The 19,641-nt window shown below is 69.5% G+C and carries 19 protein-coding genes; 6 read left to right on the top strand and 13 right to left on the bottom strand.

The features are described from left to right. Positions 1 to 127: 127 nt before the first annotated feature. From prsT to JMV16_RS20690, 3 genes are all read right to left on the bottom strand, one after another. The gene (prsT, locus tag JMV16_RS20700; RefSeq protein ID WP_201496211.1) at positions 128 to 2,935 is read right to left on the bottom strand and encodes an XrtA/PEP-CTERM system TPR-repeat protein PrsT; all 2,808 of its coding nucleotides are present in this window, start codon (positions 2,933 to 2,935) and stop codon (positions 128 to 130) included. A gap of 18 nt (positions 2,936 to 2,953) precedes the next feature. Continuing rightward, positions 2,954 to 3,559 carry a cistern family PEP-CTERM protein gene (locus JMV16_RS20695; RefSeq protein ID WP_201496210.1) on the bottom strand — a complete coding sequence of 202 codons (606 nt, stop codon included), beginning with the start codon at positions 3,557 to 3,559 and terminating at the stop codon, positions 2,954 to 2,956. Positions 3,560 to 3,878: 319 nt separating this feature from the next. Further along, entirely contained in the window at positions 3,879 to 4,784 is a 906-nt protein-coding gene (locus tag JMV16_RS20690) for an AEC family transporter (RefSeq protein WP_201496209.1), read from the bottom strand. Between the two features lie 98 nt (positions 4,785 to 4,882). Here JMV16_RS20690 and JMV16_RS20685 point away from each other — a divergent pair, with 98 nt between their 5' ends. Genes JMV16_RS20685 through xerD form a run of 3 tightly spaced genes read left to right on the top strand, consistent with a single transcriptional unit; the run spans position 4,883 to position 7,438 of the window. Beyond that, positions 4,883 to 5,476, top strand: a complete 594-nt coding sequence (locus JMV16_RS20685; protein WP_201496208.1) for a chalcone isomerase family protein — start codon at positions 4,883 to 4,885, stop codon at positions 5,474 to 5,476. A gap of 20 nt (positions 5,477 to 5,496) precedes the next feature. Further along, complete coding sequence (locus tag JMV16_RS20680; RefSeq protein ID WP_201496207.1) at positions 5,497 to 6,474, top strand: tripartite tricarboxylate transporter substrate binding protein BugE; 978 nt, start codon at positions 5,497 to 5,499, stop codon at positions 6,472 to 6,474. Between the two features lie 7 nt (positions 6,475 to 6,481). Continuing rightward, positions 6,482 to 7,438, top strand: a complete 957-nt coding sequence (gene xerD, locus JMV16_RS20675; protein ID WP_255511430.1) for a site-specific tyrosine recombinase XerD — start codon at positions 6,482 to 6,484, stop codon at positions 7,436 to 7,438. Between the two features lie 93 nt (positions 7,439 to 7,531). Here xerD and JMV16_RS20670 read toward each other — a convergent pair whose 3' ends face one another. From JMV16_RS20670 to JMV16_RS20655, 4 genes are all read right to left on the bottom strand, one after another. Then, positions 7,532 to 8,494 carry a porin gene (locus JMV16_RS20670; RefSeq protein WP_201496206.1) on the bottom strand — a complete coding sequence of 321 codons (963 nt, stop codon included), beginning with the start codon at positions 8,492 to 8,494 and terminating at the stop codon, positions 7,532 to 7,534. Positions 8,495 to 8,706: 212 nt separating this feature from the next. Further along, positions 8,707 to 9,459, bottom strand: a complete 753-nt coding sequence (locus JMV16_RS20665; protein ID WP_201496205.1) for an amino acid ABC transporter permease — start codon at positions 9,457 to 9,459, stop codon at positions 8,707 to 8,709. A 15-nt stretch (positions 9,460 to 9,474) separates the two neighbouring features. Then, the gene (locus tag JMV16_RS20660) at positions 9,475 to 10,341 is read right to left on the bottom strand and encodes a basic amino acid ABC transporter substrate-binding protein (protein ID WP_201496204.1); all 867 of its coding nucleotides are present in this window, start codon (positions 10,339 to 10,341) and stop codon (positions 9,475 to 9,477) included. Between the two features lie 39 nt (positions 10,342 to 10,380). Next, positions 10,381 to 11,175, bottom strand: coding sequence for a ferritin-like domain-containing protein (locus JMV16_RS20655; RefSeq protein WP_201496203.1), 795 nt, complete (start codon positions 11,173 to 11,175; stop codon positions 10,381 to 10,383). Between the two features lie 36 nt (positions 11,176 to 11,211). Here JMV16_RS20655 and JMV16_RS20650 point away from each other — a divergent pair, with 36 nt between their 5' ends. The 3 genes from JMV16_RS20650 to JMV16_RS20640 all read left to right on the top strand — a co-directional run bounded on the left by JMV16_RS20650 (position 11,212) and on the right by JMV16_RS20640 (position 14,143). Further along, entirely contained in the window at positions 11,212 to 11,736 is a 525-nt protein-coding gene (locus tag JMV16_RS20650) for a gamma carbonic anhydrase family protein (protein WP_201496202.1), read from the top strand. Continuing rightward, the gene (locus JMV16_RS20645; RefSeq protein ID WP_201496201.1) at positions 11,736 to 12,704 is read left to right on the top strand and encodes an Hsp33 family molecular chaperone HslO; all 969 of its coding nucleotides are present in this window, start codon (positions 11,736 to 11,738) and stop codon (positions 12,702 to 12,704) included. Before JMV16_RS20650 ends, JMV16_RS20645 begins: the two co-directional genes overlap by 1 nt. Positions 12,705 to 12,826: 122 nt before the next feature. After that, positions 12,827 to 14,143, top strand: coding sequence for a dicarboxylate/amino acid:cation symporter (locus JMV16_RS20640; protein WP_201496200.1), 1,317 nt, complete (start codon positions 12,827 to 12,829; stop codon positions 14,141 to 14,143). 22 nt (positions 14,144 to 14,165) lie between these two features. Here JMV16_RS20640 and JMV16_RS20635 read toward each other — a convergent pair whose 3' ends face one another. From JMV16_RS20635 to JMV16_RS20610, 6 genes are read right to left on the bottom strand one after another with little or no spacing between them, the layout of a single operon-like run. Next, positions 14,166 to 14,837, bottom strand: a complete 672-nt coding sequence (locus tag JMV16_RS20635) for an AAA family ATPase (RefSeq protein WP_201496199.1) — start codon at positions 14,835 to 14,837, stop codon at positions 14,166 to 14,168. Continuing rightward, a complete protein-coding gene (gene pnuC / locus JMV16_RS20630) occupies positions 14,837 to 15,490 on the bottom strand; it encodes a nicotinamide riboside transporter PnuC (protein WP_201496198.1) in 654 nt (217 codons plus the stop codon). Before pnuC ends, JMV16_RS20635 begins: the two co-directional genes overlap by 1 nt. Further along, positions 15,487 to 15,765 (bottom strand): cell division protein FtsB, encoded by a 279-nt coding sequence (gene ftsB, locus JMV16_RS20625; protein ID WP_201496197.1) that lies wholly within the window; start codon positions 15,763 to 15,765, stop codon positions 15,487 to 15,489. Before ftsB ends, pnuC begins: the two co-directional genes overlap by 4 nt. A 10-nt stretch (positions 15,766 to 15,775) precedes the next feature. Continuing rightward, a complete protein-coding gene (gene eno, locus JMV16_RS20620) occupies positions 15,776 to 17,065 on the bottom strand; it encodes a phosphopyruvate hydratase (protein WP_201496196.1) in 1,290 nt (429 codons plus the stop codon). 39 nt (positions 17,066 to 17,104) lie between these two features. Further along, positions 17,105 to 17,962 (bottom strand): 3-deoxy-8-phosphooctulonate synthase, encoded by an 858-nt coding sequence (kdsA, locus tag JMV16_RS20615; RefSeq protein WP_201496195.1) that lies wholly within the window; start codon positions 17,960 to 17,962, stop codon positions 17,105 to 17,107. Next, positions 17,959 to 19,614: a CTP synthase gene (locus JMV16_RS20610; protein ID WP_201496194.1), complete on the bottom strand. Its 1,656-nt coding sequence runs from the start codon at positions 19,612 to 19,614 to the stop codon at positions 17,959 to 17,961. The genes kdsA and JMV16_RS20610 overlap by 4 nt, the downstream gene beginning before the upstream one ends. Between the last annotated feature and the right edge of the window lie 27 nt (positions 19,615 to 19,641).

Genomic DNA, 19,641 nt, shown 5'->3' with positions numbered 1-19,641 from the left:
GGCCGCGTGCTGGTGCAGGAGCGAAGGTCGCGCCCAAGGACAACCGGCGCCCAAGGGGCGCCGGTCGGGGGGGGGCCGAAAGGCCGCTGAAGGTTTGCGAGCCTTTCTTCGGCGGGTGTCTCCGCCGTCAGGCCTCGATCCGCCCCAGCAGGCGACGGACCTCGTCCTGGGCCGGGAAGTCCGAGCCCTGATCCTGCAGGCGCATCAACTGTTCGCGGGCCTTGTCCTTTTCGCCGGCCCGCAGGTGGAACCGGGCCAGCTGCAACCTGAACAGGCCTGTCTTGGGCGCCAGCGCCACCGCCCGCTTCTGCCATTCGATGGCCTTGTCGAGGTGGGCGTTGGCCGCATAGGCCAGGGCCAGGGTGTCCACCGCCGGCGCGAGGTCGGGTGCGCCGCGCACGGCGCGCTGGGCCATGGCCAGCGCGCCCGAGTCCTTGCGCTGCAACAGCACATAGGCCAGGTTGTTCAGCAGCAGCGGCGAACCGGGATGGCTGCCGAGGGCGGCGCGGTAGTGGGTTTCGGCGAGAGCCCAGTCGGCACGCCGCAGCGACAGATGGCCCAGTTCGGTGTTCATGGCCTCGTCGCCGGCATGGGCCTTGAGCCAGGCCTGGGCGAAGCGGTCGGCCTCTGCGGCTTGGCCGGCGCCCATCAGCGCGCGGTGCAGGTGCAGGGCCGATTCGTTGCCGTCTGCCTTGGCCACCGCGGTGCGCAGGGCCGCGATGGCGGATTTCGAATCCTGGCGCTGCTGCGCCAGTTCGGCCTCGAGCTGCCAGCCGATGGCGCTCTTGGGCAGGCGGGCCTGGGTGCGGCGGGCAAAGGCCAGCGCCTTCTCGGGCTTGGCATCCTGCGCCAGCAGGGCGAGGTTGCTGCGCAGGGCCGGAGCCCAGTCGGGCGCCAGTGCCAGCGCCTTGCCGATCTGGGGCGCGGCCTTCTCCGGGCGGCGTGCGTCGATCAGGGCCTGGGCCAGACGCAGCCGGGCCGCCGCCGAGCCCGGCGCCACGCGCACGGCCTTTTCCAGCACCGTCAACGCCTGTTGCGGATCGCGCGACGAGGTCAGCGCGCTGCCCAGCTCCAGCAGCAGGTCGGCGTCTTCGGGCACGGCGGCCACGGCGTCGCGGGCGCGCGCCACCAGGCCTTCGGTGTCGCCGGCGCGGCGGTGGTGGTCCAGGGCCTGGCGCCAGACATTCACGGCACCCGGGTCGATGCGCACCGCCTTGTCCAGAAAGCCCGCGGCCTCGGATCGGCTGCCGCCCGCCATGCGCGTGATGTTGGCCAGGGCCAGCAGAGCGGGGGCAGCGCGCGGATCGCGCTGCACCACGGCCTCGTAGCGTGCCCGCGCTGCGGCCAGGTTGTCGGCGCGGGCATCCAGGGCCGCCAGGCCGTGTACGGCCGGCAGGTAGGTGGCGTCCTTGGCCAGCGCGGCCTCGAAGGCCTTGCGCGCCGCCTCGGTCTTGCCGGTGGCGGCCAGGATCTGGCCGCGCACATGCTGGCTCAGCGCGCCGGGCGGCTGCTTGCGGTCCAGCGCATCGAGGGCCTCGAGCGCCGCGTCGTGCCGTCCGCGGCTCATCTGCGCCGCCACCAGGGCCATGTCGGCGCCGTGGTCGCCGCCCAGGCGCGCCGCCGATTGCATCTGCGCGATGCCCAGGTCCACCGACCCGCGCGCCAGCAGCGACTGCGCGTTCTGCAACCGGGTGGCGGCGTCGCGCGGGTCGAGGCGGGTGGCGCGTGCGAAGGCGGCATCGGCGCGACGGAAATCGCCCAGCACGGTGTGGATCTGGCCGGCCGCGCGCCAGGTCGCGACATCCGTGGACTGCGGCTTGAGCAGGGGCGTGAGGATGTCCAGCGCCTGCGCGCCCTGGCCCTGGCTGGCGTACAGGGCGGCCAGCTCGCGCCGCGGCTCGGGCGCGGCAGGCATCAGCTTCATCGCATGGGCCAGCAGCTTCTCGGCATGGGCCGTGGCGCCGGCGCGCTGTTCGATGATGCCGGCCAGGTAGAGCGCCGGCGGAAAGCTGTCGCCAGCCCGCGTGGCGCGTTGCGCCATGCCGCGTGCGCGCTCCAGGTGGCCGGTGGCCAGGGCCACCAGGGCCTGCATGTGGTCGGTGCGCGGATCGCCGTGTACCGCGCGGGCCATGGCCTGGGCCTGGGTGGTGGCCGCGGCCAGGTCCTTGCGCGCCAGTTGCAGCAGGATCAGGCGGGCGTGGGCCGCCTGCAGGCCGGGCCGCAACTCGATGGCCTTGCGCAGCAGGGCTTCGGCGGCCTTGTCGTCGGATTTGCGCTGCAGCGCGATCTCACCCTTCAGCAGCCAGGCCTCGGCCTGCTTTGCGTCGCGCGCCAGCACCGCATCGACCTGGCCTTCGGCCTTGGCCCACTGGCCCTTGGCGCCAGCCAGGCGGGCCAGCTGCAGGCGTGCCCCGGTGTGCTCGGGTGCCAGGCGCAGGGCTTCGGCCAGGGCCGCCGCCATCGCGTCGTCGCGTTGCTGCATGGCATGGGCTCGCGCCACCAGCACCAGCAGGTCGGCGCGCGCCGCCGGCGTTTCGAGCCGGGCCGTGGCGCCGAGCGCGATCACCGCCCGCGCATCGCCCTGGCGCAGCAGCAGCGCGGCCTGGGCCAGCGTCGTCTCGCGCAGCGGCGAGCCGCCTTCACGCGCCCGGCGCAACTCGGTGGCGGCTTCCTCGAGCTGGCCCGAGGCCAGCAAGGCCTTGGCCAGGGTGAGGCGGGCGCCAGCGCTGTCGGAGCGGGCCTGCAGGGCCGCCCGGGCGTCGAGCACGGCGCCTGCAAGGTCGTCGCGTTCCAGCCGTTGCGCCGCAGACTGGGCCAGGGCCGCCGGATCGGGCCGTGAGCAGGCGGTGAGCAGGCACAGCAGCGCGGCGGCTGCGGCGAGTTGCAGGCGCGGCGCACGCGGCGCTGATGGCGAGTGCTGTCGGGGCTGTCTCATGGCGAACCCGGCGCCGGCTCAGGCGCGACGGCGGCGGAAGGCGGGGATGGCCATCAGGCCCAGCAGGGCCAACGCCAGCGAGACAGGCTCGGGCACGGCGTTGTAGACGCCGGCCAGCGCGCGCACCCCGAAGGCCGCGCCAACATCGATGAAGCGGACGACGAAGCCGTCGAAGCTGATGTCGTTGTGGGCCAGGTCGAAGGCGCCGCCGAAGGACATCGTGACGTTCAGGCTGCTGGTCTCGCCCGCCGACACGCCGTAGCGGAAGCTGGTGTTGTTGCACTGGATGCGCGGAGCGCCGGTGGCGAACTCGCTGATGCCCATGTCGACGCGGGCGCAGAAATCGACCTGCTGGCCGGAAAGGGTGCGGTTGGTGAAGGTGTCCCAGGCCAGGTCAGCGTCATTGACCAGCAGCGGCTGCGGCGTGATGGCCACCACGCCAAAGCTGGCGAGGGCGTTGTTGCCGGCGCCGCTGGAGGTGTTCTGGACGTCGATCCTGAAGTCGGCATCGCCATTGCTGAAGCCTTCGAGCGTGTAGACCAGGGTGGCCGACAGGCTGCGCGATGCGTTGGCATCGGGCGCGAATGACACCGCGAACGAGTCGCCGACGGCATCGAATTGCATCGACATCGCATGCACCGGACCCGCAAGTCCCAGCACGCAGGCCAGGCCGACCCAGGATTTGTTCAGGAAAGTCTTCACTACCGCGCCCCACTACTTCAAGGCCTCCGGCCGACCGCCGCGGCCTCATGCCGCTGCAGCTCGGTAGCACCTTGAGCGGGTGCCTGGAAGCAAGTTTGTTACATCAACTTACATTCAAGCACGGGCGAGCCTTGATGCGCCGTGCAAACGTCATACCGGCAGCAGGCAGGGGGAATTTGAGTCGCGGGTGCGAGGCGGACGAGCAGGATGCACGCTTTCGCCTGCCCCGGCGGCGGGCGTTTCAAGCCGTCGACAGGCGCCACAGCGCCAGCCACAGCGGCAGCCCCACCATGGCCAGCAGCGTCGATACCGACACCAGTCCGGCCACGTAGCCGCCGTGGCCGCCCATGCGCACCGCCAGCACATAGCAGCTCGACGCCGTGGGCATGGCGGCGAAGGCCACCACCACCGCCTGTTGGCCCAGCGGCAATGCCAGCATGGCCACCAGCGCCACGGCCCAGGCCGGCAGCAGGGCGTGGCGTATCGCCAGCAGGGCGGCGGCCAGCCCAGGGGCTTCGCGCAGCGCGCCCAGTTGCAGGCCCGCGCCCACCGCCATCAGGCCCAGGGGCAGGGCCGCCGAGCCAATGCGTGACAGGGTGATCGATGCCAGCTCCGGCAGCCGGAGCCCGAGCAGGTTGCACAGCAGGCCGGCAAGCGTGGCGACGATGAGCGGGTTGCGCACCAGCTCGCGCAGGTAGTGCTGGCCACCGTGGCGGGCCAGCGGCCAGACGGCGGCGATATTGCACAGCGGTACGCAGACCGACATCAGCAGCGCCATCCAGCCCAGGCCCTGGCCGCCCGAAAGGCGCTCGGCCAGCGCCAGCGCTACATAGGAGTTGAAGCGGAAGGCCACCTGCGCGCCCGAGGCGTGCAGGCGCGCGTCGACGCCGGGCAGGCCGCGCAGGCCATAGGCCGCCAGCACGCCCACCGCCACCACGCCCAGGCCGGCGCCGGCCAGCGGCAGCGCGCTGGCAAGCGACAGCGGATGGCGCAGGATGGACTGGAACAGCAGGGCCGGGAACAGCAGGAAGTAGACGAGGCGCTCGACCGCATCCCACACCGGGCGGTTGAGTGGCGTGCGGCGGCAGACCACGAAGCCGGCCAGGATGAGCAGGAAATCGGGCAGCAGCAGCAGGGCGTCGTCCATGGCACGAAGTATCGCCATCGCGCTGCAAATGGGTAGGACATGGCGCCGTGGCAGCATCGCTGCTGAACTTCACCCGTCACTGCGGGTCCACTTCTGCCATGGACATCCCACGCCGAACCCTGATGCTGGCCGCGCTGCTGGCCGCCGTGCCGCCACTGCGGGCCCAGAGCGGCGCCATCGTCTACGAGGGCGAGCGCTTCGAGCGCCGCCTGCGCGTGGCCGATGCCGATCTGCTGCTCAATGGCACCGGCTACCGCGGCGTGAAGTGGCTCAGGGTCTACCTGGTCGCGCTCTACCTGGCCGAATCGGCCGGCAGCGCGGCGGCGGCGCTGGCCATGGCCGGCCCGAAGCGCCTGCAACTGCGCATGAAGCACGACGCGCCGGCGGCGGAATTCGTCAAGGCCTTGCGCCAGGGCGTCGAGCGCAACAGCCCGCCGGCCGAACTGCCGCGCCTGGCGGGCCGGCTGCAGGCCTTGGGCGCCAGCATCGCGGCGCTGGGCAAGGTGAAGGCCGGCGATGTGGTCGATCTCGACCTGCATCCGGGCCGCGGCCTGCTCTTCGCCGTGAATGGCAAACTCCAGGCCGAACCCCTGGCAGGTGACGATTTCTACACCGCGCTGCTGCGTGCCTTCATCGGCGAGCGGCCTTACGATGCCCGCATGCGTGCCGGCCTGCTCGGCCTGCCGCGCTGAACCCCCAAACCGGAGCCCCCATGACCCCCGTGCGCTTGCTCAATCTGGCCGCCGCTGCCCTGCTGGCGCTGGCCGCGCCTCTGTCCGCCCAGGCCCAGGCCTACCCGACCAAGCCGGTGCGGCTGATCGTCCCTTTTGCGCCCGGCGGCACCACCGACATCGTGGCGCGCACGGTGAGCGAGAAGCTGGGCGCAGCCCTGGGCCAGACCGTGGTGGTCGAGAACAAGGCCGGCGGCGGTGGTTCCATCGGTGCGCTCGAACTCATCAAGTCAGCCCCTGACGGCTACACCCTGGGCATGGCCACGGTGTCCACCACCGCGGCCAACCCGGCCATCAATCCCAAGATCGGCTATGACCCGGCGACTGATTTCATGCCGGTCACCAACATCGCGGCCACGCCCAATGTGATCGCGGTTCACCCCAGCTTTCCGGCGCGCGACTACAAGGGCTTCATCGCCGAGCTCAAGAAGAGCCCGGGCAAGTACAGCTACAGCTCCTCGGGCACCGGCGGCATCGGCCACCTGCAGACCGAGCTGTTCAAGAGCCTGGCCGGGGTCTTCATGACCCACATCCCCTACCGCGGCGCGGGCCCGGCGCTCAACGACACCGTCGCCGGCCAGGTGCAGATCATCTTCGACAACCTGCCCTCGGCCCTGCCTTTCATCAAGGACGGCCGCCTCATCGCCATCGTGGTGGCGGCGCCGCAGCGCCTGGCGCAGTTGCCGAACGTGCCCACCTTCAAGGACGTGGGGCTGGAGCCGGTCAACCGCATGGCTTACTACGGCGTGCTTGCGCCCAAGGGCACGCCCGCGGCGGTGGTCGACAAGATCGCCGGCGCGGTGAAGAAGACGCTCGAGGACGCCGGCGTGCGCAAGCGCATTGAGGACACCGGCTCCATCGTCATCGGCAACACCCCGGCGCAGTTTGCCGAACAGATGAAGGCCGAGTACGCGGTCTACAAGAACGTCGTCGCCAAGCAGGGGCTCAAGCTCGATTGATGGGCGCGTGACTGCGACGCCGGCAACGGTCAGACAGGCCTGCCCCCAGGCCTCTTCGGCGGCTTCTTCGCAGCTTGCTTCCCAGGCGTCGATAGACCGCTTCATCGACGCGCTGTGGATCGAGGACGGCCTGGCGCCGCTGACGCTGGCCGCCTACCGGCGCGACCTGAGCCTCTACGCCGCGTGGCTGCAGGCCGAGCAGGGCAGGGCCCTGGACACCAGCACTGAGTCCGACCTGCTGGGCTTCATCGCCCACCGGCACGCGGCCACGCGGGCCACCACCGCCAACCGGCGGCTCACCGTCTTCAAGCGTTATTTCCGCTGGGCGCTGCGTGAGCACCTGGTGGCGGCCGATCCCACGCTGCGCCTGCTGGCCGCGCGCCAGCCGCTGCGCGTGCCCAAGGTGCTGTCGGAAGCCCAGGTCGAGGCCCTGCTCGCCGCGCCCGATGTGGACACGCCGCTGGGTCTGCGCGACCGCGCGATGATCGAGCTGATGTATGCCAGCGGCCTGCGCGTGAGCGAACTGGTGCAACTGCCGGCAGTGCGTCTGGCTCTGGACGCCGGCGTCGTACACGTCAGCGGCAAGGGCGCGCGAGAGCGCCTGCTGCCCTTCGGCGACGAGGCGCATGACTGGCTGCGCCGCTACCTGGTGGAGGCGCGCCCGGCCATCCTGGGCGGCCAGGACAGCGAGGCGCTCTTCGTCACGCGCCGCGGCGCGGCGATGACGCGGCAGATGTTCTGGCGCCTGATCAAGCGCCATGCGCTGCAGGCCGGCATCCACACGCCGCTGTCGCCGCACACGCTGCGGCACGCCTTCGCCACCCATTTGCTCAACCATGGCGCCGACCTGCGTGCGGTGCAGATGCTGCTGGGCCATGCCGACATCGCCACCACCACCATCTACACGCATGTGGCGCGCGAGCGGCTGCGCCTGCTGCACGCGGCCCACCATCCGCGCGGCTGAGGCCGGGCACAAGGAAAAACACCCTCCCGGCGTGAACCGGGAGGGTGCTTGCGGTCTTGTCGACGGTGCGGCGCGCGGGGCGCCGCAGGTTGATCAGAACACGTAGATCACGCCGAGGGCGTAGCCGGTGCCCTTCTTGGCGCCGGCCACCTTGGTGTCGGCATTGCCCAGCTCGAAGTAGGCGTAGGTGTTCTTCAGGACTTCCTTGTTGACGTAGAGCTCGATCGCCTGGCCCTTGGCGTCGTCGGTCTTGTCGGTGGTCTGGGTGGCGTAGATGGCACCGAGGTTGAAGCCGGCGACCGTGGTCTGGGCGGCCAGGGAGATGCCCTTCACATCCTTGACGTCGTGGTAGCCGACGCTGACCTTGGCCATGCCGAAGTCATAGCCGACGGCGGCGCCGAAGTAGTTGTTGCCGCCCGAAACATCCTTGGACTGGAAGGCCACGCTGCCCGACAGGCCGCCGGCGGTGTAGGTCAGCGCGCCGGAGACGACGTCCTTGGAGTTGGTGACCGTGCGGTCGCTGTCCTTCAGTTGCAGGCCCAGTTGGCCCTTAAGGCCGCCGACCGTCGGCGAGATGTATTGCAGCGAACGGCTCTGGCGGCCGGCAGCCCAGGGCACGCCGGCGTAGCCGATGGCCGTGACGCCATTGGAGAAGCCGTTGTAGTCGTAGTCGATGAGGGCCTGGAAGGGCACCGAATCCTGACGGCCGAAGCGCACTTCGCCGAAGCTGCCGGAGGCGCCGAGCCAAGCCTGGCGGTTGAACAACACCGCGCTGGTGATTGCGCCGTCGGCGCCAATGCCGCCGGTTTCCAGCTTGAAGTTCATCTTGATGCCGGAGCCGACATCGGTGCTGCCCTTGACGCCGATGCGGGTCGTCGAGTTGCCCTGGCCGCTGTCGCTGTCACCGCCGGAGTGGAAGTTGACGCGCTTGTCGGTCATGTCATCGGGAATGCTCTTGCCGATGCTGGCGTCGAGGAGACCGTAGATCGAGTACTCGGCGTGGACGGCGCCAACGAACAGGGTGGACAGGGCGGCGGCGATGAGAGTGCGCTTCATGCGGATCCTTTGTTTGGGATGACGATGGATTGGAAACTCGGGCGGTCGTAATGACCCGCCACGGCTAGCAGTTTATGGGGGCAAGCTCGGATAAACCCTCGCTTTACCCCTCGGTAATCTGGAAACCCGCCCATGTTGCAGCTTTATTACAACAGTCGGGGCGGCGTCACACGCGCAGTGCCCCGTGCTGGGGCGATGCCCCAATAAGGGGCTCAGCGGCCGCGCAGGTGGGCCGGGGCTTCGAGGCGCTGGGCCAGCAACGACAGCGTCAGCGTCAACACCAGGTAAATCGCCGAAATGGCGAGGTACGGCTCCCAATAGCGCGAATAGGAACCGGCCACGGTGCGGGCCGCCAGGGCCAGCTCGGCCAGGCCTATGGCCGAGACCAGGGAGGAATCCTTGATGAGCGTGACGCCCTCGTTCACCAGTGCCGGCACCATGCGCCGGAAGGCCTGCGGCAGAACCACGAAGCGCATGGCCTGGCCGTGAGTGAGGCCCACGCTGTAGGCGGCCTGGGTCTGGCCGCGGTGGATGCTCTGGATGCCGGCGCGGAATATCTCGCTGATATAGGCGCCGGCGTTGAGGCTCAGCGCCAGGCAGCCCGAGAAGAAGGCGCCGTGCTCCTGGCGGAAACTGCGCGCGCCCTCGCCGGCCAGCAGCAGGCCGTGGTCGGGGTGGATCAACGCCGGCATCAGGGCGAAGTGAACCAGCAGGATCTGCACGAAGAGCGGCGTGCCGCGGAAGAACGTGACGTAAAGGCGCGTCACGCCCCGGGCCAGGCTCAGCAGCAGCCGTGCCGCCAGGCTGTGCGGCTGCGGCGCGTCGGCCGAGGTGCTGACAAGGCCGAAGACCACGCCGAGCGCCAGCCCGACGACGATGGCCACGAGCGTGAGCTCCACCGTCATCCACAGGCCGGCCAGGAACAGCGGCCCATAGCCGGCGAGGATCTCCCAGCGAAGATCCATCGCCTTCTTTCCGTCTTACTTCGAGGCGGCCGGGGCCGGGGCGGCTGCCGCTGCAGCGGGCGGGGCGCCGAAGTACTTGGTGTAGATCTTGTCGTAGCTGCCGTCGGCCTTGATGTCGGCCAGGCCCTTGTTGATCTTGGCCAGCAGTTCGGCATTGCCCTTCTTCACCGCCATGCCGTACTGCTCGGGCGCGAACTCCTTGTCGGAGATGGACTTGAACTTGCCGCCCGGGTTGTTGGCCAGGTAGTTGATGACCACGCCGTTGTCGGCCACCACGGCGTCGACGCCGCCGGACTCAAGTTCCTTCAGTGCCAGCGGCGTGCCTTCGAAGCGCTTGATGTTGGCGCTGGTCTTGCCCAGCAGCTTGCTCACGGCCTCGTCGCCGGTGGTGCCGGTCTGCACGCCGACCTTGAGCTTCTTCAGATCGGCGAACTTGGTGACCTTGCTCTTCTCGCCCACGGCGATGAGTTGCTGGGCGTCGAAGTAGGGCTCGGAGAAGTCCAGCGTCTGCTTGCGCTCGGGCGTGATGGTGACGGCCGAGACGACGATGTCGCGGTCGCCCTGCTCGAGCGCCTTGAAGATGCCTTCCCAGGGCGTGTTGACGAGCTTGACCTCGAAGCCGGCCTTGGCGGCGACGGCTTGCACCACTTCCATGTCGAAGCCGACGATCTCGCCCTTCTCGTTCTGGCTCTCGAAGGGAGCGTAGGCGGCATCGGTGCCGACCACATAGACCTTGGCCGGGGTCGGCGCGGGCGCCGAGGCCACGGCGGCGGGCGCGGGCGGCGCGGGCGGGGCTTCCTTCTTGCCGCAGGCGGCGAGCAGCAGGGCGGCGGCCGAAAGGCCGGCAATCTGCAGGAAACGGCGGGTGCTGAGCAGGGTCATGGTGGTTGGGCCTCGATGAAAGGGCCCGAGTTTAAGGGGTCAAAGCGCCGATTCCGGCGCCGATTCGAGCGCCGCGATTTCTGCCGCGCTGAAGCCGGCGGCAAGCCGGGCCGCCTGGTTGAAGGGCGGCCGCAAACGCGGCGCCTGGTGTTGCGCCGCCAGCCGCGCGTAGTGGGCCAGAGGCTCCAGGCCGTCGCGCTCGCACAGCCAGCGGTACCAGCGGTTGCCCACCGCGACATGGCCGATCTCGTCGCGCAGGATGATGTCGAGGATGGCCACCGCGCCGTGGTCGCCGGCGCGCTTGAGCTTTTCCTGCATGGGCGGCGTGGCGTCCAGGCCGCGCGCTTCCAGCGTGCGCGGCACCAGGGCCATGCGGGCGACGATGTCGCCGGCCGTCCTGGCCGTCATCGCCCACAGGCCGTCGTGGGCGTCGAAGTCGCCATAGGCATGGCCCAGTGTCGCCAGATGCTGGGCGAGCAGGCCGTAGTGGGTGGCCTCTTCGGCGGCCACGCGCAGCCAGTCAGCGTAGTAGGCGGGCGGCATGGCGGCGAAGCGCCAGACCGCATCCAGGGCCAGGTTGATGGCGTTGAACTCAATGTGGGCCACCGCGTGCAGCAGCGCGGCCCGGCCCTCGACCGTGAAGGGGCTGCGGCGGGGCAGGGACGAAAGCGGCACCAACAGCGGCCGTGGCGGATGGCCCGGTGCGCCTTCGGCGTGCAGCCGCAGTGCCGGGTCGGGCGCCGGCGCCGCGGCGGCCAAAGCCTGCACGGCGGCAGCCTTGGCCGCGGGGTCGGGCAGTCTCCAGGCATCGAGGGCCGCGGCGCGTAGCTCCATCCCTAGAATTATCGGCTTCGCAACGCAGGGGTCGCCGTGGCCATTTATCAGCTTGGGGACGACGTGCCCCGCATTGCACCCGGGGCCTGGGTGGCCGACAGCGCCCAGATCATCGGCCGCGTCGCCCTGGCCGAGGGCGCCAGCGTCTGGTACGGCGCGGTGCTGCGCGGCGACAACGAGTGGATCACGATAGGTGCGCGCAGCAATGTGCAGGATGGCAGCGTGCTGCACACCGACATCGGCTCGCCGCTCACGCTGGGCGAGGACGTGACCGTGGGCCACCAGGTCACTTTGCACGGCTGCAGCGTGGGCGATGGGGCGCTGATCGGCATCCAGGCCGTGGTGCTCAACGGCGCGAAGATCGGTCGCCACTGCCTGGTGGGTGCCGGCGCCGTCGTCACCGAGGGCAAGGAATTCCCCGATGGCTGGCTCATCCTGGGTGCGCCGGCCAAGGCGGTGCGTCCGCTCGGCCCCGAGCAGCTGGCGCGGCTGCGCAGCGGTGCGCTGCACTACGTGGCCAACGCCCAGCGCCACGCGCGCACGATGAAGCGGATTGCCTGATGAGCGAGCTCGTGAAGTTCCTCTTCGAGGGCCTGCCGGTGCGCGGCATGTTGGTGTACCTGGACGAGGCCTGGCAGGAGTTGCTGCGCCGACGCCAGACCGTGGGCGCCCACGCACCCGAGGTGCGCACGCTGCTGGGCGAGCTGGCGGCGGCCGGCGTGCTGATGCAATCCAACATCAAGTTCAACGGCGCCCTGCTGCTGCAGATCCACGGTGACGGCCCGGTCAAGCTGGCGGTGGCCGAGGTCCAACCCGACCTGGCCTTCCGCGCCACCGCCACCGTGGTGGGCGCGGTGCCACCGGGCGCCCAACTGGCGGCGCTGTGCAACCCGGGCGGCAAGGGCCGCTGCGCCATCACGCTGGACCCGCGCGACAAGCTGCCCGGTCAGCAGCCTTACCAGGGCGTGGTGCCGCTGCACGGCGACCAGCGCGAGCCGCTGCAGCAGGTGGCCCAGGTGCTGGAGCACTACATGCTGCAGTCGGAGCAGCTCGACACCCGGCTGGTGCTGGCTTCCGACGAGCGCGTGGCCGCCGGCCTGCTGATCCAGCGCCTGCCGGTGGAAGGCGAGGGCAATCTCGGTGGTGGGCAGGGTGGCCGGCGCAACGAGGACGAGATCGGCCAGTCCGAGGCCTTCACGCGCATCGCGCTGCTGGCGGCCACGCTCACGCGCGAGGAGTTGCTGACGCTGGGCAGCGAGCAGATCCTGCGCCGGCTGTTCTGGGAAGAGCCGCTGCGCGTGTTCGAGCCAATGCGCCCGCGCTTTGCCTGCAGCTGCTCGCGCGAGCGCGTGACGGGCATGCTGCAGTCGCTGGGGCGCGAGGAAAGCGACGGGCTCATCGCCGAGCGCGGCCGGGTCGAGGTGGGCTGCGAGTTCTGCGGCCTGCAGTACCGTTTCGACGCCGTCGACGTGGCCGGCATCTTCACGCCACCGGGGCGCCAGGCGCCGGGCTCGCAGGCGGTGAACTGAGGCTGGAGCGGGCGTGAGCCGAGTCCCTGCCGCGGCCGTGGGTTGCGGCAAATACGGACGACTTTCAGCAGCGGAAGGCAGACACTCGCGTCGCGCGGCCCGGGGCCGCCGGAGGCGAGACCATGCACAAACCGTTCTACAAGTCGCTCTATTTCCAGGTCATCACGGCCATCGTGATCGGCGTCCTGCTGGGCCATTTCTGGCCCCAGACCGGCGCGGCCATGAAGCCGCTGGGCGACGGCTTCATCAAGCTGATCAAGATGATCATCGCGCCCATCATCTTCTGCACCGTGGTGGTGGGCATCGCCGGCATGGAAGACATGAAGAAGGTCGGCAAGACCGGCGGCCTGGCCCTGCTGTACTTCGAGGTTGTCAGCACCGTGGCCCTGCTGGTGGGTCTGCTGATCATCAACATCGTCGAACCCGGCAAGGGCATGAACATCGATGTCGCCTCGCTCGACACCAAGGGCATTGCCGCCTACACCGCGCCGGGCAAGATGCAGAACACGACCGATTTCCTGCTCAACGTGATCCCGTCGACGGTGGTCGACGCCTTCGCCAAGGGCGAGATCCTGCAGGTGCTGCTGTTCGCCGTGATGTTCGGCTTCGCGCTGCACAAGTTCGGCGGCCGCGGCACCCTGGTGTTCGACTTCATCGAGAAGTTCTCGCACGTACTGTTCGTGATCGTCGGCTACATCATGAAGGTGGCGCCCATCGGGGCCTTCGGCGCGATGGCCTTCACCATCGGCAAGTACGGCGTCTCGTCGCTGCTGCAGCTGGGCCAGCTGATGGCCACCTTCTACGCCACCTGCCTGCTCTTCATCTTCGTGGTGCTGGGCGGCATCGCGCGGGCGCACGGCTTCTCGGTCTGGAAGTTCATCAAGTACATCAAGGAAGAGCTGCTCATCGTGCTGGGCACCTCGTCTTCGGAGTCGGTGCTGCCGCGCATGATGGCCAAGATGGAGAACCTGGGCGCGCGCAAGTCGGTGGTCGGCCTGGTCATTCCCACCGGCTATTCCTTCAACCTCGACGGCACCTCGATCTACCTGACGATGGCCGCGGTCTTCATCGCCCAGGCCACCAACACGCCGATGACGATGACGCAGCAGCTCACGCTGCTGGCGGTGCTGCTGCTCACCAGCAAGGGCGCGGCCGGCGTCACCGGCAGCGGCTTCATCGTGCTGGCGGCCACGCTGTCGGCGGTGGGCGGCGTGCCGGTGGCCGGGCTGGCGCTGATCCTGGGCATCGACCGCTTCATGTCCGAGGCGCGTGCGCTCACCAACCTGATCGGCAATGGCGTGGCCACCGTCGTCGTCGCCAAGTGGACCGGCGACCTCGACACTGAAAGGCTGCGGCGCCAGCTCGACAACGAGACCGACGAGGAGGCCGAGGCGCCTGAAAAGGTGCTGGACGCGGTCGACCAGCACATGGCGGCCTGAACCAGCCGCCGGCTGCGGCGGCTCAGCGCTGCCGCAGCAGGGCTTGTTCCGACGCCGGGTCGCAGCACTCGCAGGCCCAGCCGCACCGGGCCTCGCGTCCCGGTTCGCCCAGGCCGGTGAACAGGCCACGGCGGGTGGCGCTGCCCTCGGGCAGGCCCCGCAGCAGCGGCGCCACGGCGGCCAGCGCATGGGCGATGCGGCGTTCGCCGGCGCCGGCCACCACCGCGAAGGGCAGGCGCTGCGCCAGCAGCAGCTCGCGCAGTGCATCGTCCACCGGCTGGCGCACATGGGGGCCGTCGCGCTGCAGGCCGTCGGCCACCCAGGGCAGGTCCAGCGCGGTCAGCAGGGTCAGCGCGACGCCGCTGCGGTGCAGCTCGGCGGCCTCGGCATCGAGCGAACGGTCGCCGAAGACGATGCGGCTGTAGACCGCCGTCATCAGCGCCGTGGTGTCGCAGACGACGATGTCGTGCGCCGCCGCCGCGGCTGCGATGCGCACATGCTGGCTGCGCGCCAGCGGCGCCTGCTCCTGCTGCAGCGGCGTGCGGCCGTGCTGCTCGCACCACTCACGCAGCAGCTCGGGCACCCAGGCGACGCGCCGTCCGGTCTCGGCGCCCAGGCGCGCGGCCAGGGTTTGTGCCAGCGTCGTCTTGCCGGTGCTTTCGGCGCCGACGATGGCGATGCGCAAGGCCGGCATCAGGCTGGCGCGACGGCCGGTGTGGCCGGCGGCGCCAGGCGCTGCCAGGCGCGCCAGCCGACCAGCGCCATCAGGGTGAAGAGGGCGTACAGCAGCATCGTGAGCCACAGGGACTTGTAGGCCATCAGGCCGGTGGTGAACACGTTCACCGCCACCCAGGTGGGCCAGTTCTCGATGCGCTTCCTGGCCAGCAGCAGCGTGCCGGTGACGCTGGCCACGGTGGGCAGGGCGTCCAGCCAGGGTACGTCGCTGTCGGTGCCCTGGCGCAGCAGCAGGGCCAGCAGCGGCCAGGCCGCCAGCGTGGCGGCGAGGGCCAGCGCACGCTGGCGCGGCGTGAGCCGGCCCACCTGCAGCGCTGTGCCACCTTCGCCGTGGCCGCGCAGCCACTGCCACCAGCCCCAGCCCGCCATGGCGATGAACAGCAGCTGCAGCCCGGCCTCGCCGTAGAGCTTGCTGCCGACAAACAACAGCGCGTACAGCGCCGACGAGGCGATGGCCAGCGGCCAGCCCAGCGGGTTGACGCGCATATTGCACAGCACCATCCATACCGACAGCACGAAGGCGGCGATCTCCAGCCAGGTGACCGCGCTGCCCCAGAGCGTGAAGGCGGGCGCCAGCAGCGGGGCGGCGGTCTGCAGCAGGCCGTCGATCACGGCCGCCGGCCGCTGACCTGGACGAGGATCTCGTCGGGCCGCACCATGCCCAGTTCGGCGCGCGCCTTCTCCTCCACCATCTCCAGGCCTTCCTTCAGATCGCTCACCTCGGCGGCCACGCGCGCATTGCGCTCGCGCGCCGCCGCATTGGCGGCGCGCTGCGCATCCAGCTGCTTGTGCAGGCTCACGACATAGGGCAGGTTGCCCTTGCCGAACCAGAGGTCGCCTTGCACGGCCAGCAGCAAGGCGGCCAGCACGACCGAGGCCCAGCGCATGCGTGCCGGCTCAGCGGGCCTTGATGTTGTAGAAGGCGGCGCGGCCGGGGTAGCTGGCGACGTCGCCGAGGTCTTCCTCGATGCGCAGCAGCTGGTTGTACTTGGCGATGCGGTCGCTGCGGCTCATCGAGCCGGTCTTGATCTGGCCGGCGTTGCTGCCCACCGCGATGTCGGCGATGGTGCTGTCCTCGGTCTCGCCGCTGCGGTGGCTGACCACCGCCGTCCAGCCGGCGCGCTTGGCCATCTCGATGGCTGAGAAGGTTTCGCTGAGGGTGCCGATCTGGTTGATCTTGATGAGGATGGAGTTGGCCACGTCCTCGCTGATGCCGCGCTGCAGGATGCTGGTGTTGGTGACGAAGAGGTCGTCGCCGACGAGCTGGAGCTTCTTGCCCAGGCGCTCGTTGAGGTGCTTCCAGCCGGCCCAGTCGCCCTCGTGCATGCCGTCTTCGATGCTGATGATGGGGTACTTGTCGGCCCAGGTGGCGAGCATGTCGGTCCACTCGGCGGCGCTCAGCACCAGGCCTTCGCCTTCGAGGTGGTATTTGCCATCCTTGTAGAACTCGCTGGCGGCGCAGTCCAGGCCCAGCGCGATCTGCTCGCCGGGCTTGTAGCCGGCCTTCTCGATGGCCTCGATGATGAGTTGCAGGGCGGCCTCGTGGCTGGCCACGTTGGGGGCGAAGCCGCCCTCGTCACCGACGCTGGTGGGCATGCCCTTGTCGTGGATGATCTTCTTGAGCGCGTGGAAGACCTCGGCGCCGTAGCGCACGGCCTCGCGGAAGCTGGGCGCCCCCACGGGGATGATCATCAGCTCTTGCAGGTCGAGGTTGTTGTTGGCGTGGGCGCCGCCGTTGATGACGTTCATCATCGGCACCGGCAGCTGCATGCGGCCCATGCCTCCAAAGTAGCGGTACAGCGGCAGGCCGCTTTCTTCGGCCGCGGCGCGCGCCACCGCCATGCTCACGGCCAGCGTGGCATTGGCGCCCAGGCGGCCCTTGTTCTCGGTGCCGTCGAGGTCGATCAGGGTCTTGTCGAGAAAGGCCTGCTCGCTGGCATCAAGCCCCATCACCGCTTCGCTGATCTCGGTGTTGATGTGCTCGACCGCCTTGAGCACGCCCTTGCCCAGGTAGCGGCTCTTGTCGCCGTCGCGCAGCTCGATGGCCTCGCGGCTGCCGGTGGATGCGCCGGAGGGCACGGCGGCGCGGCCCATCGTGCCGCTTTCCAGCAGCACGTCGCATTCGACGGTCGGGTTGCCGCGGCTGTCGAGAATTTCTCGGCCGACGATATCGACGATGGCACTCATGGTTTTGTCTTCTCCAGAGGATGAGAGAGAGGTGCTGCCTCAGCAGCCGAAATCATTTTCCAGCAGCGGCTGGCGCTTGACGACCTGGTCGAGCGCGAGCAGCTGTTCCAGCAGGGCCTTCATGTGCTTGAGCGGCACGGCATTGGGGCCATCGCTCAGCGCGTGGGCCGGATCGGGGTGCGTCTCCATGAAGACGCCGGCGATGCCCACGCCGATGGCGGCGCGCGCCAATACCGGCACGAACTCGCGCTGGCCGCCGCTGCTCGTGCCCTGGCCGCCCGGCAGCTGCACGCTGTGGGTGGCGTCGAAGACCACCGGCGCGCCGGTCTCGCGCAGGATGGCCAGGCTGCGCATGTCGGACACCAGGTTGTTGTAGCCGAAGCTGGCGCCGCGCTCGCAGGCGAGAAAGCTGTCTTCATCGATCCCCACCTCGCGCGCCGCGGCGCGCGCCTTGTCGAGCACGTTCTTCATGTCGTGCGGCGCGAGGAACTGGCCCTTCTTGATGTTGACCGGCTTGCCGCTCTGCGCCACGGCGCGGATGAAATCGGTCTGGCGGCACAGGAAGGCCGGCGTCTGCAGCACGTCCACCACCGCGGCCACCGCGGCGATTTCGCTCTCGGCGTGGACATCGGTGAGCACGGGCACGCCAAGCTCGCGCCTGACCTGGGCCAGGATCTCGAGCCCGCGTTCCATGCCGGGGCCGCGGAAGCTGCTGCCGCTGCTGCGGTTGGCCTTGTCGTAGCTGCTCTTGAAGATGAAGGGGATGCCCAGCTCGCTGGTGATCTCCTTGAGCCGGCCGGCCACGTCCATCTGCAGCTGCAGGCTCTCGACCACGCAGGGGCCGGAGATGAGGAAGAAGGGGCGGGCTACGCCGACCTCGAAACCGCAGAGCTTCATGCCACGGCCTTCACGGGTTGCTCGCGGCGCGCGTGGTGCTCGAGCGCCGCCTTGACATAGCTGGTGAACAGCGGATGGCCGCCCCAGGGCGTGCTCTTGAACTCGGGGTGGAACTGCACGCCCATGAACCAGGGGTGGACGGCGGTGGGCAGCTCGACGATCTCGGTCAGCTGCTCGGTCTGGGTCAGCGCGCTGATCACCAGGCCGGCCTGCTGAAGGCGATCCAGAAAGCGCACATTGGCTTCGTAGCGGTGGCGGTGGCGCTCGGTGACCACAGCGCCGTAGATGCGGTGGGCCAGGGTGCCGGGCGTGACGTCGGAGCTTTGCGCGCCCAGGCGCATGGTGCCGCCGAGGTCGGAGCTGGCCGTGCGCTTTTGAATCGAACCGTCGCGGTCCTGCCATTCCTCGATGAGGGCGATCACCGGGTGCTCGCAGCCGGGCTCGAATTCGGTGCTGTTGGCGTCGGCCATGCCGGCCACATGGCGCGCGTACTCGATGGTGGCCACCTGCATGCCCAGGCAGATGCCCAGGTAGGGCACGCGGTTCTCGCGCGCAAACTGCGCGGCGCAGATCTTGCCCTCGATGCCGCGCTTGCCGAAGCCGCCCGGCACCAGGATGGCGTCGAAGGGCGCGAGCTGGCCCATGGTCTGCGGCGTCAGCGTCTCGGCGTCGACGTACTCGATCTCGACCTTGGCGTGGTTGTGGATGCCGGCGTGGCGCAGCGCCTCGTTGAGCGACTTGTAGCTGTCCGACAGATCGGTGTACTTGCCGCACATCGCGATCTTCACCGTGTGCTGCGGGTGCTCGACCTCGTGCACCAGCGAATCCCAGCGCCGCAGGTCGGCCGGCTTGGTGAGCAGCTGCAGCTTCATGCACATCAGCTCGTCCAGGCCCTGCTCGTGCAGCACGCGCGGCACCTTGTAGATGGTGTCGAGGTCGGGCATGGAGATCACGCCGTGCGGCTGCACATTGGTGAAGAGGCTGATCTTCTCGCGCTCGTCGTCGGGGATGGTGCGGTCGGCGCGGCACAGCAGCACATCGGGCTGGATGCCGATCTCGCGCATCTTCTGCACCGTGTGCTGGGTGGGCTTGGTCTTCAGCTCGCCGGCGGCGGCGATCCAGGGCACATAGGTCAGGTGCACGAAGGCGCTGTTGGTGGGCCCGAGCTTGAGGCTCATCTGGCGCACGGCTTCGAGGAAGGGCAGGCTCTCGATGTCGCCCACGGTGCCGCCGATCTCGACGATGGCCACGTCGACCTCGGCCGCGCCGCGCTTGATGAATTCCTGGATCTCGCCGGTGACGTGGGGGATCACCTGCACCGTCTTGCCCAGGTAGTCGCCGCGCCGCTCTTTCTCGAGCACGCTCTTGTAGATCTGGCCGGTGGTGAAGTTGTTGGCGCGCTTCATCTTGGTGGTGATGAAGCGCTCGTAGTGGCCGAGGTCGAGGTCGGTCTCGGCACCGTCGTCGGTGACGAAGACCTCGCCGTGCTGGAACGGGCTCATGGTGCCCGGGTCGACGTTGAGGTAGGGGTCCAGCTTGATGAGGGTGACCTTGAGGCCACGCGACTCGAGGATGGCCGCCAGCGATGCCGCTGCGATGCCCTTGCCCAGCGAGGACACCACGCCGCCGGTGACGAAGACGAACTTGGTCATTGCGTGCAGCACCCGCCTTGAGCGTGT

It is taken from the genome of Rubrivivax sp. A210 (assembly GCF_904426505.1).
GTDB lineage: Bacteria > Pseudomonadota > Gammaproteobacteria > Burkholderiales > Burkholderiaceae_C > Rubrivivax.
The sequence above is the reverse complement of the archived record's forward strand: the minus strand, read 5'-3'. Positions and strand labels throughout refer to the sequence as shown.

Bases quoted from the DNA above. Each gene is read 5' to 3' on its own strand.
- JMV16_RS20690 (WP_201496209.1), bottom strand. From the start codon at position 4,784: ATGGACGACGCCCTGCTGCTGCTGCCCGATTTCCTGCTCATCCTGGCC.
- ftsB (WP_201496197.1), bottom strand. From the start codon at position 15,765: ATGCGCTGGGCCTCGGTCGTGCTGGCCGCCTTGCTGCTGGCCGTGCAA.
- kdsA (WP_201496195.1), bottom strand. From the start codon at position 17,962: ATGAAGCTCTGCGGTTTCGAGGTCGGCGTAGCCCGCCCCTTCTTCCTC.
- JMV16_RS20680 (WP_201496207.1), top strand. From the start codon at position 5,497: ATGACCCCCGTGCGCTTGCTCAATCTGGCCGCCGCTGCCCTGCTGGCG.
- JMV16_RS20685 (WP_201496208.1), top strand. From the start codon at position 4,883: ATGGACATCCCACGCCGAACCCTGATGCTGGCCGCGCTGCTGGCCGCC.
- JMV16_RS20645 (WP_201496201.1), top strand. From the start codon at position 11,736: ATGAGCGAGCTCGTGAAGTTCCTCTTCGAGGGCCTGCCGGTGCGCGGC.
- prsT (WP_201496211.1), bottom strand. From the start codon at position 2,935: ATGAGACAGCCCCGACAGCACTCGCCATCAGCGCCGCGTGCGCCGCGC.
- JMV16_RS20670 (WP_201496206.1), bottom strand. From the start codon at position 8,494: ATGAAGCGCACTCTCATCGCCGCCGCCCTGTCCACCCTGTTCGTTGGC.
- JMV16_RS20655 (WP_201496203.1), bottom strand. From the start codon at position 11,175: ATGGAGCTACGCGCCGCGGCCCTCGATGCCTGGAGACTGCCCGACCCC.
- eno (WP_201496196.1), bottom strand. From the start codon at position 17,065: ATGAGTGCCATCGTCGATATCGTCGGCCGAGAAATTCTCGACAGCCGC.
- JMV16_RS20610 (WP_201496194.1), bottom strand. From the start codon at position 19,614: ATGACCAAGTTCGTCTTCGTCACCGGCGGCGTGGTGTCCTCGCTGGGC.
- JMV16_RS20695 (WP_201496210.1), bottom strand. From the start codon at position 3,559: ATGCAATTCGATGCCGTCGGCGACTCGTTCGCGGTGTCATTCGCGCCC.
- JMV16_RS20635 (WP_201496199.1), bottom strand. From the start codon at position 14,837: ATGCCGGCCTTGCGCATCGCCATCGTCGGCGCCGAAAGCACCGGCAAG.
- JMV16_RS20665 (WP_201496205.1), bottom strand. From the start codon at position 9,459: ATGGATCTTCGCTGGGAGATCCTCGCCGGCTATGGGCCGCTGTTCCTG.
- JMV16_RS20640 (WP_201496200.1), top strand. From the start codon at position 12,827: ATGCACAAACCGTTCTACAAGTCGCTCTATTTCCAGGTCATCACGGCC.
- JMV16_RS20660 (WP_201496204.1), bottom strand. From the start codon at position 10,341: ATGACCCTGCTCAGCACCCGCCGTTTCCTGCAGATTGCCGGCCTTTCG.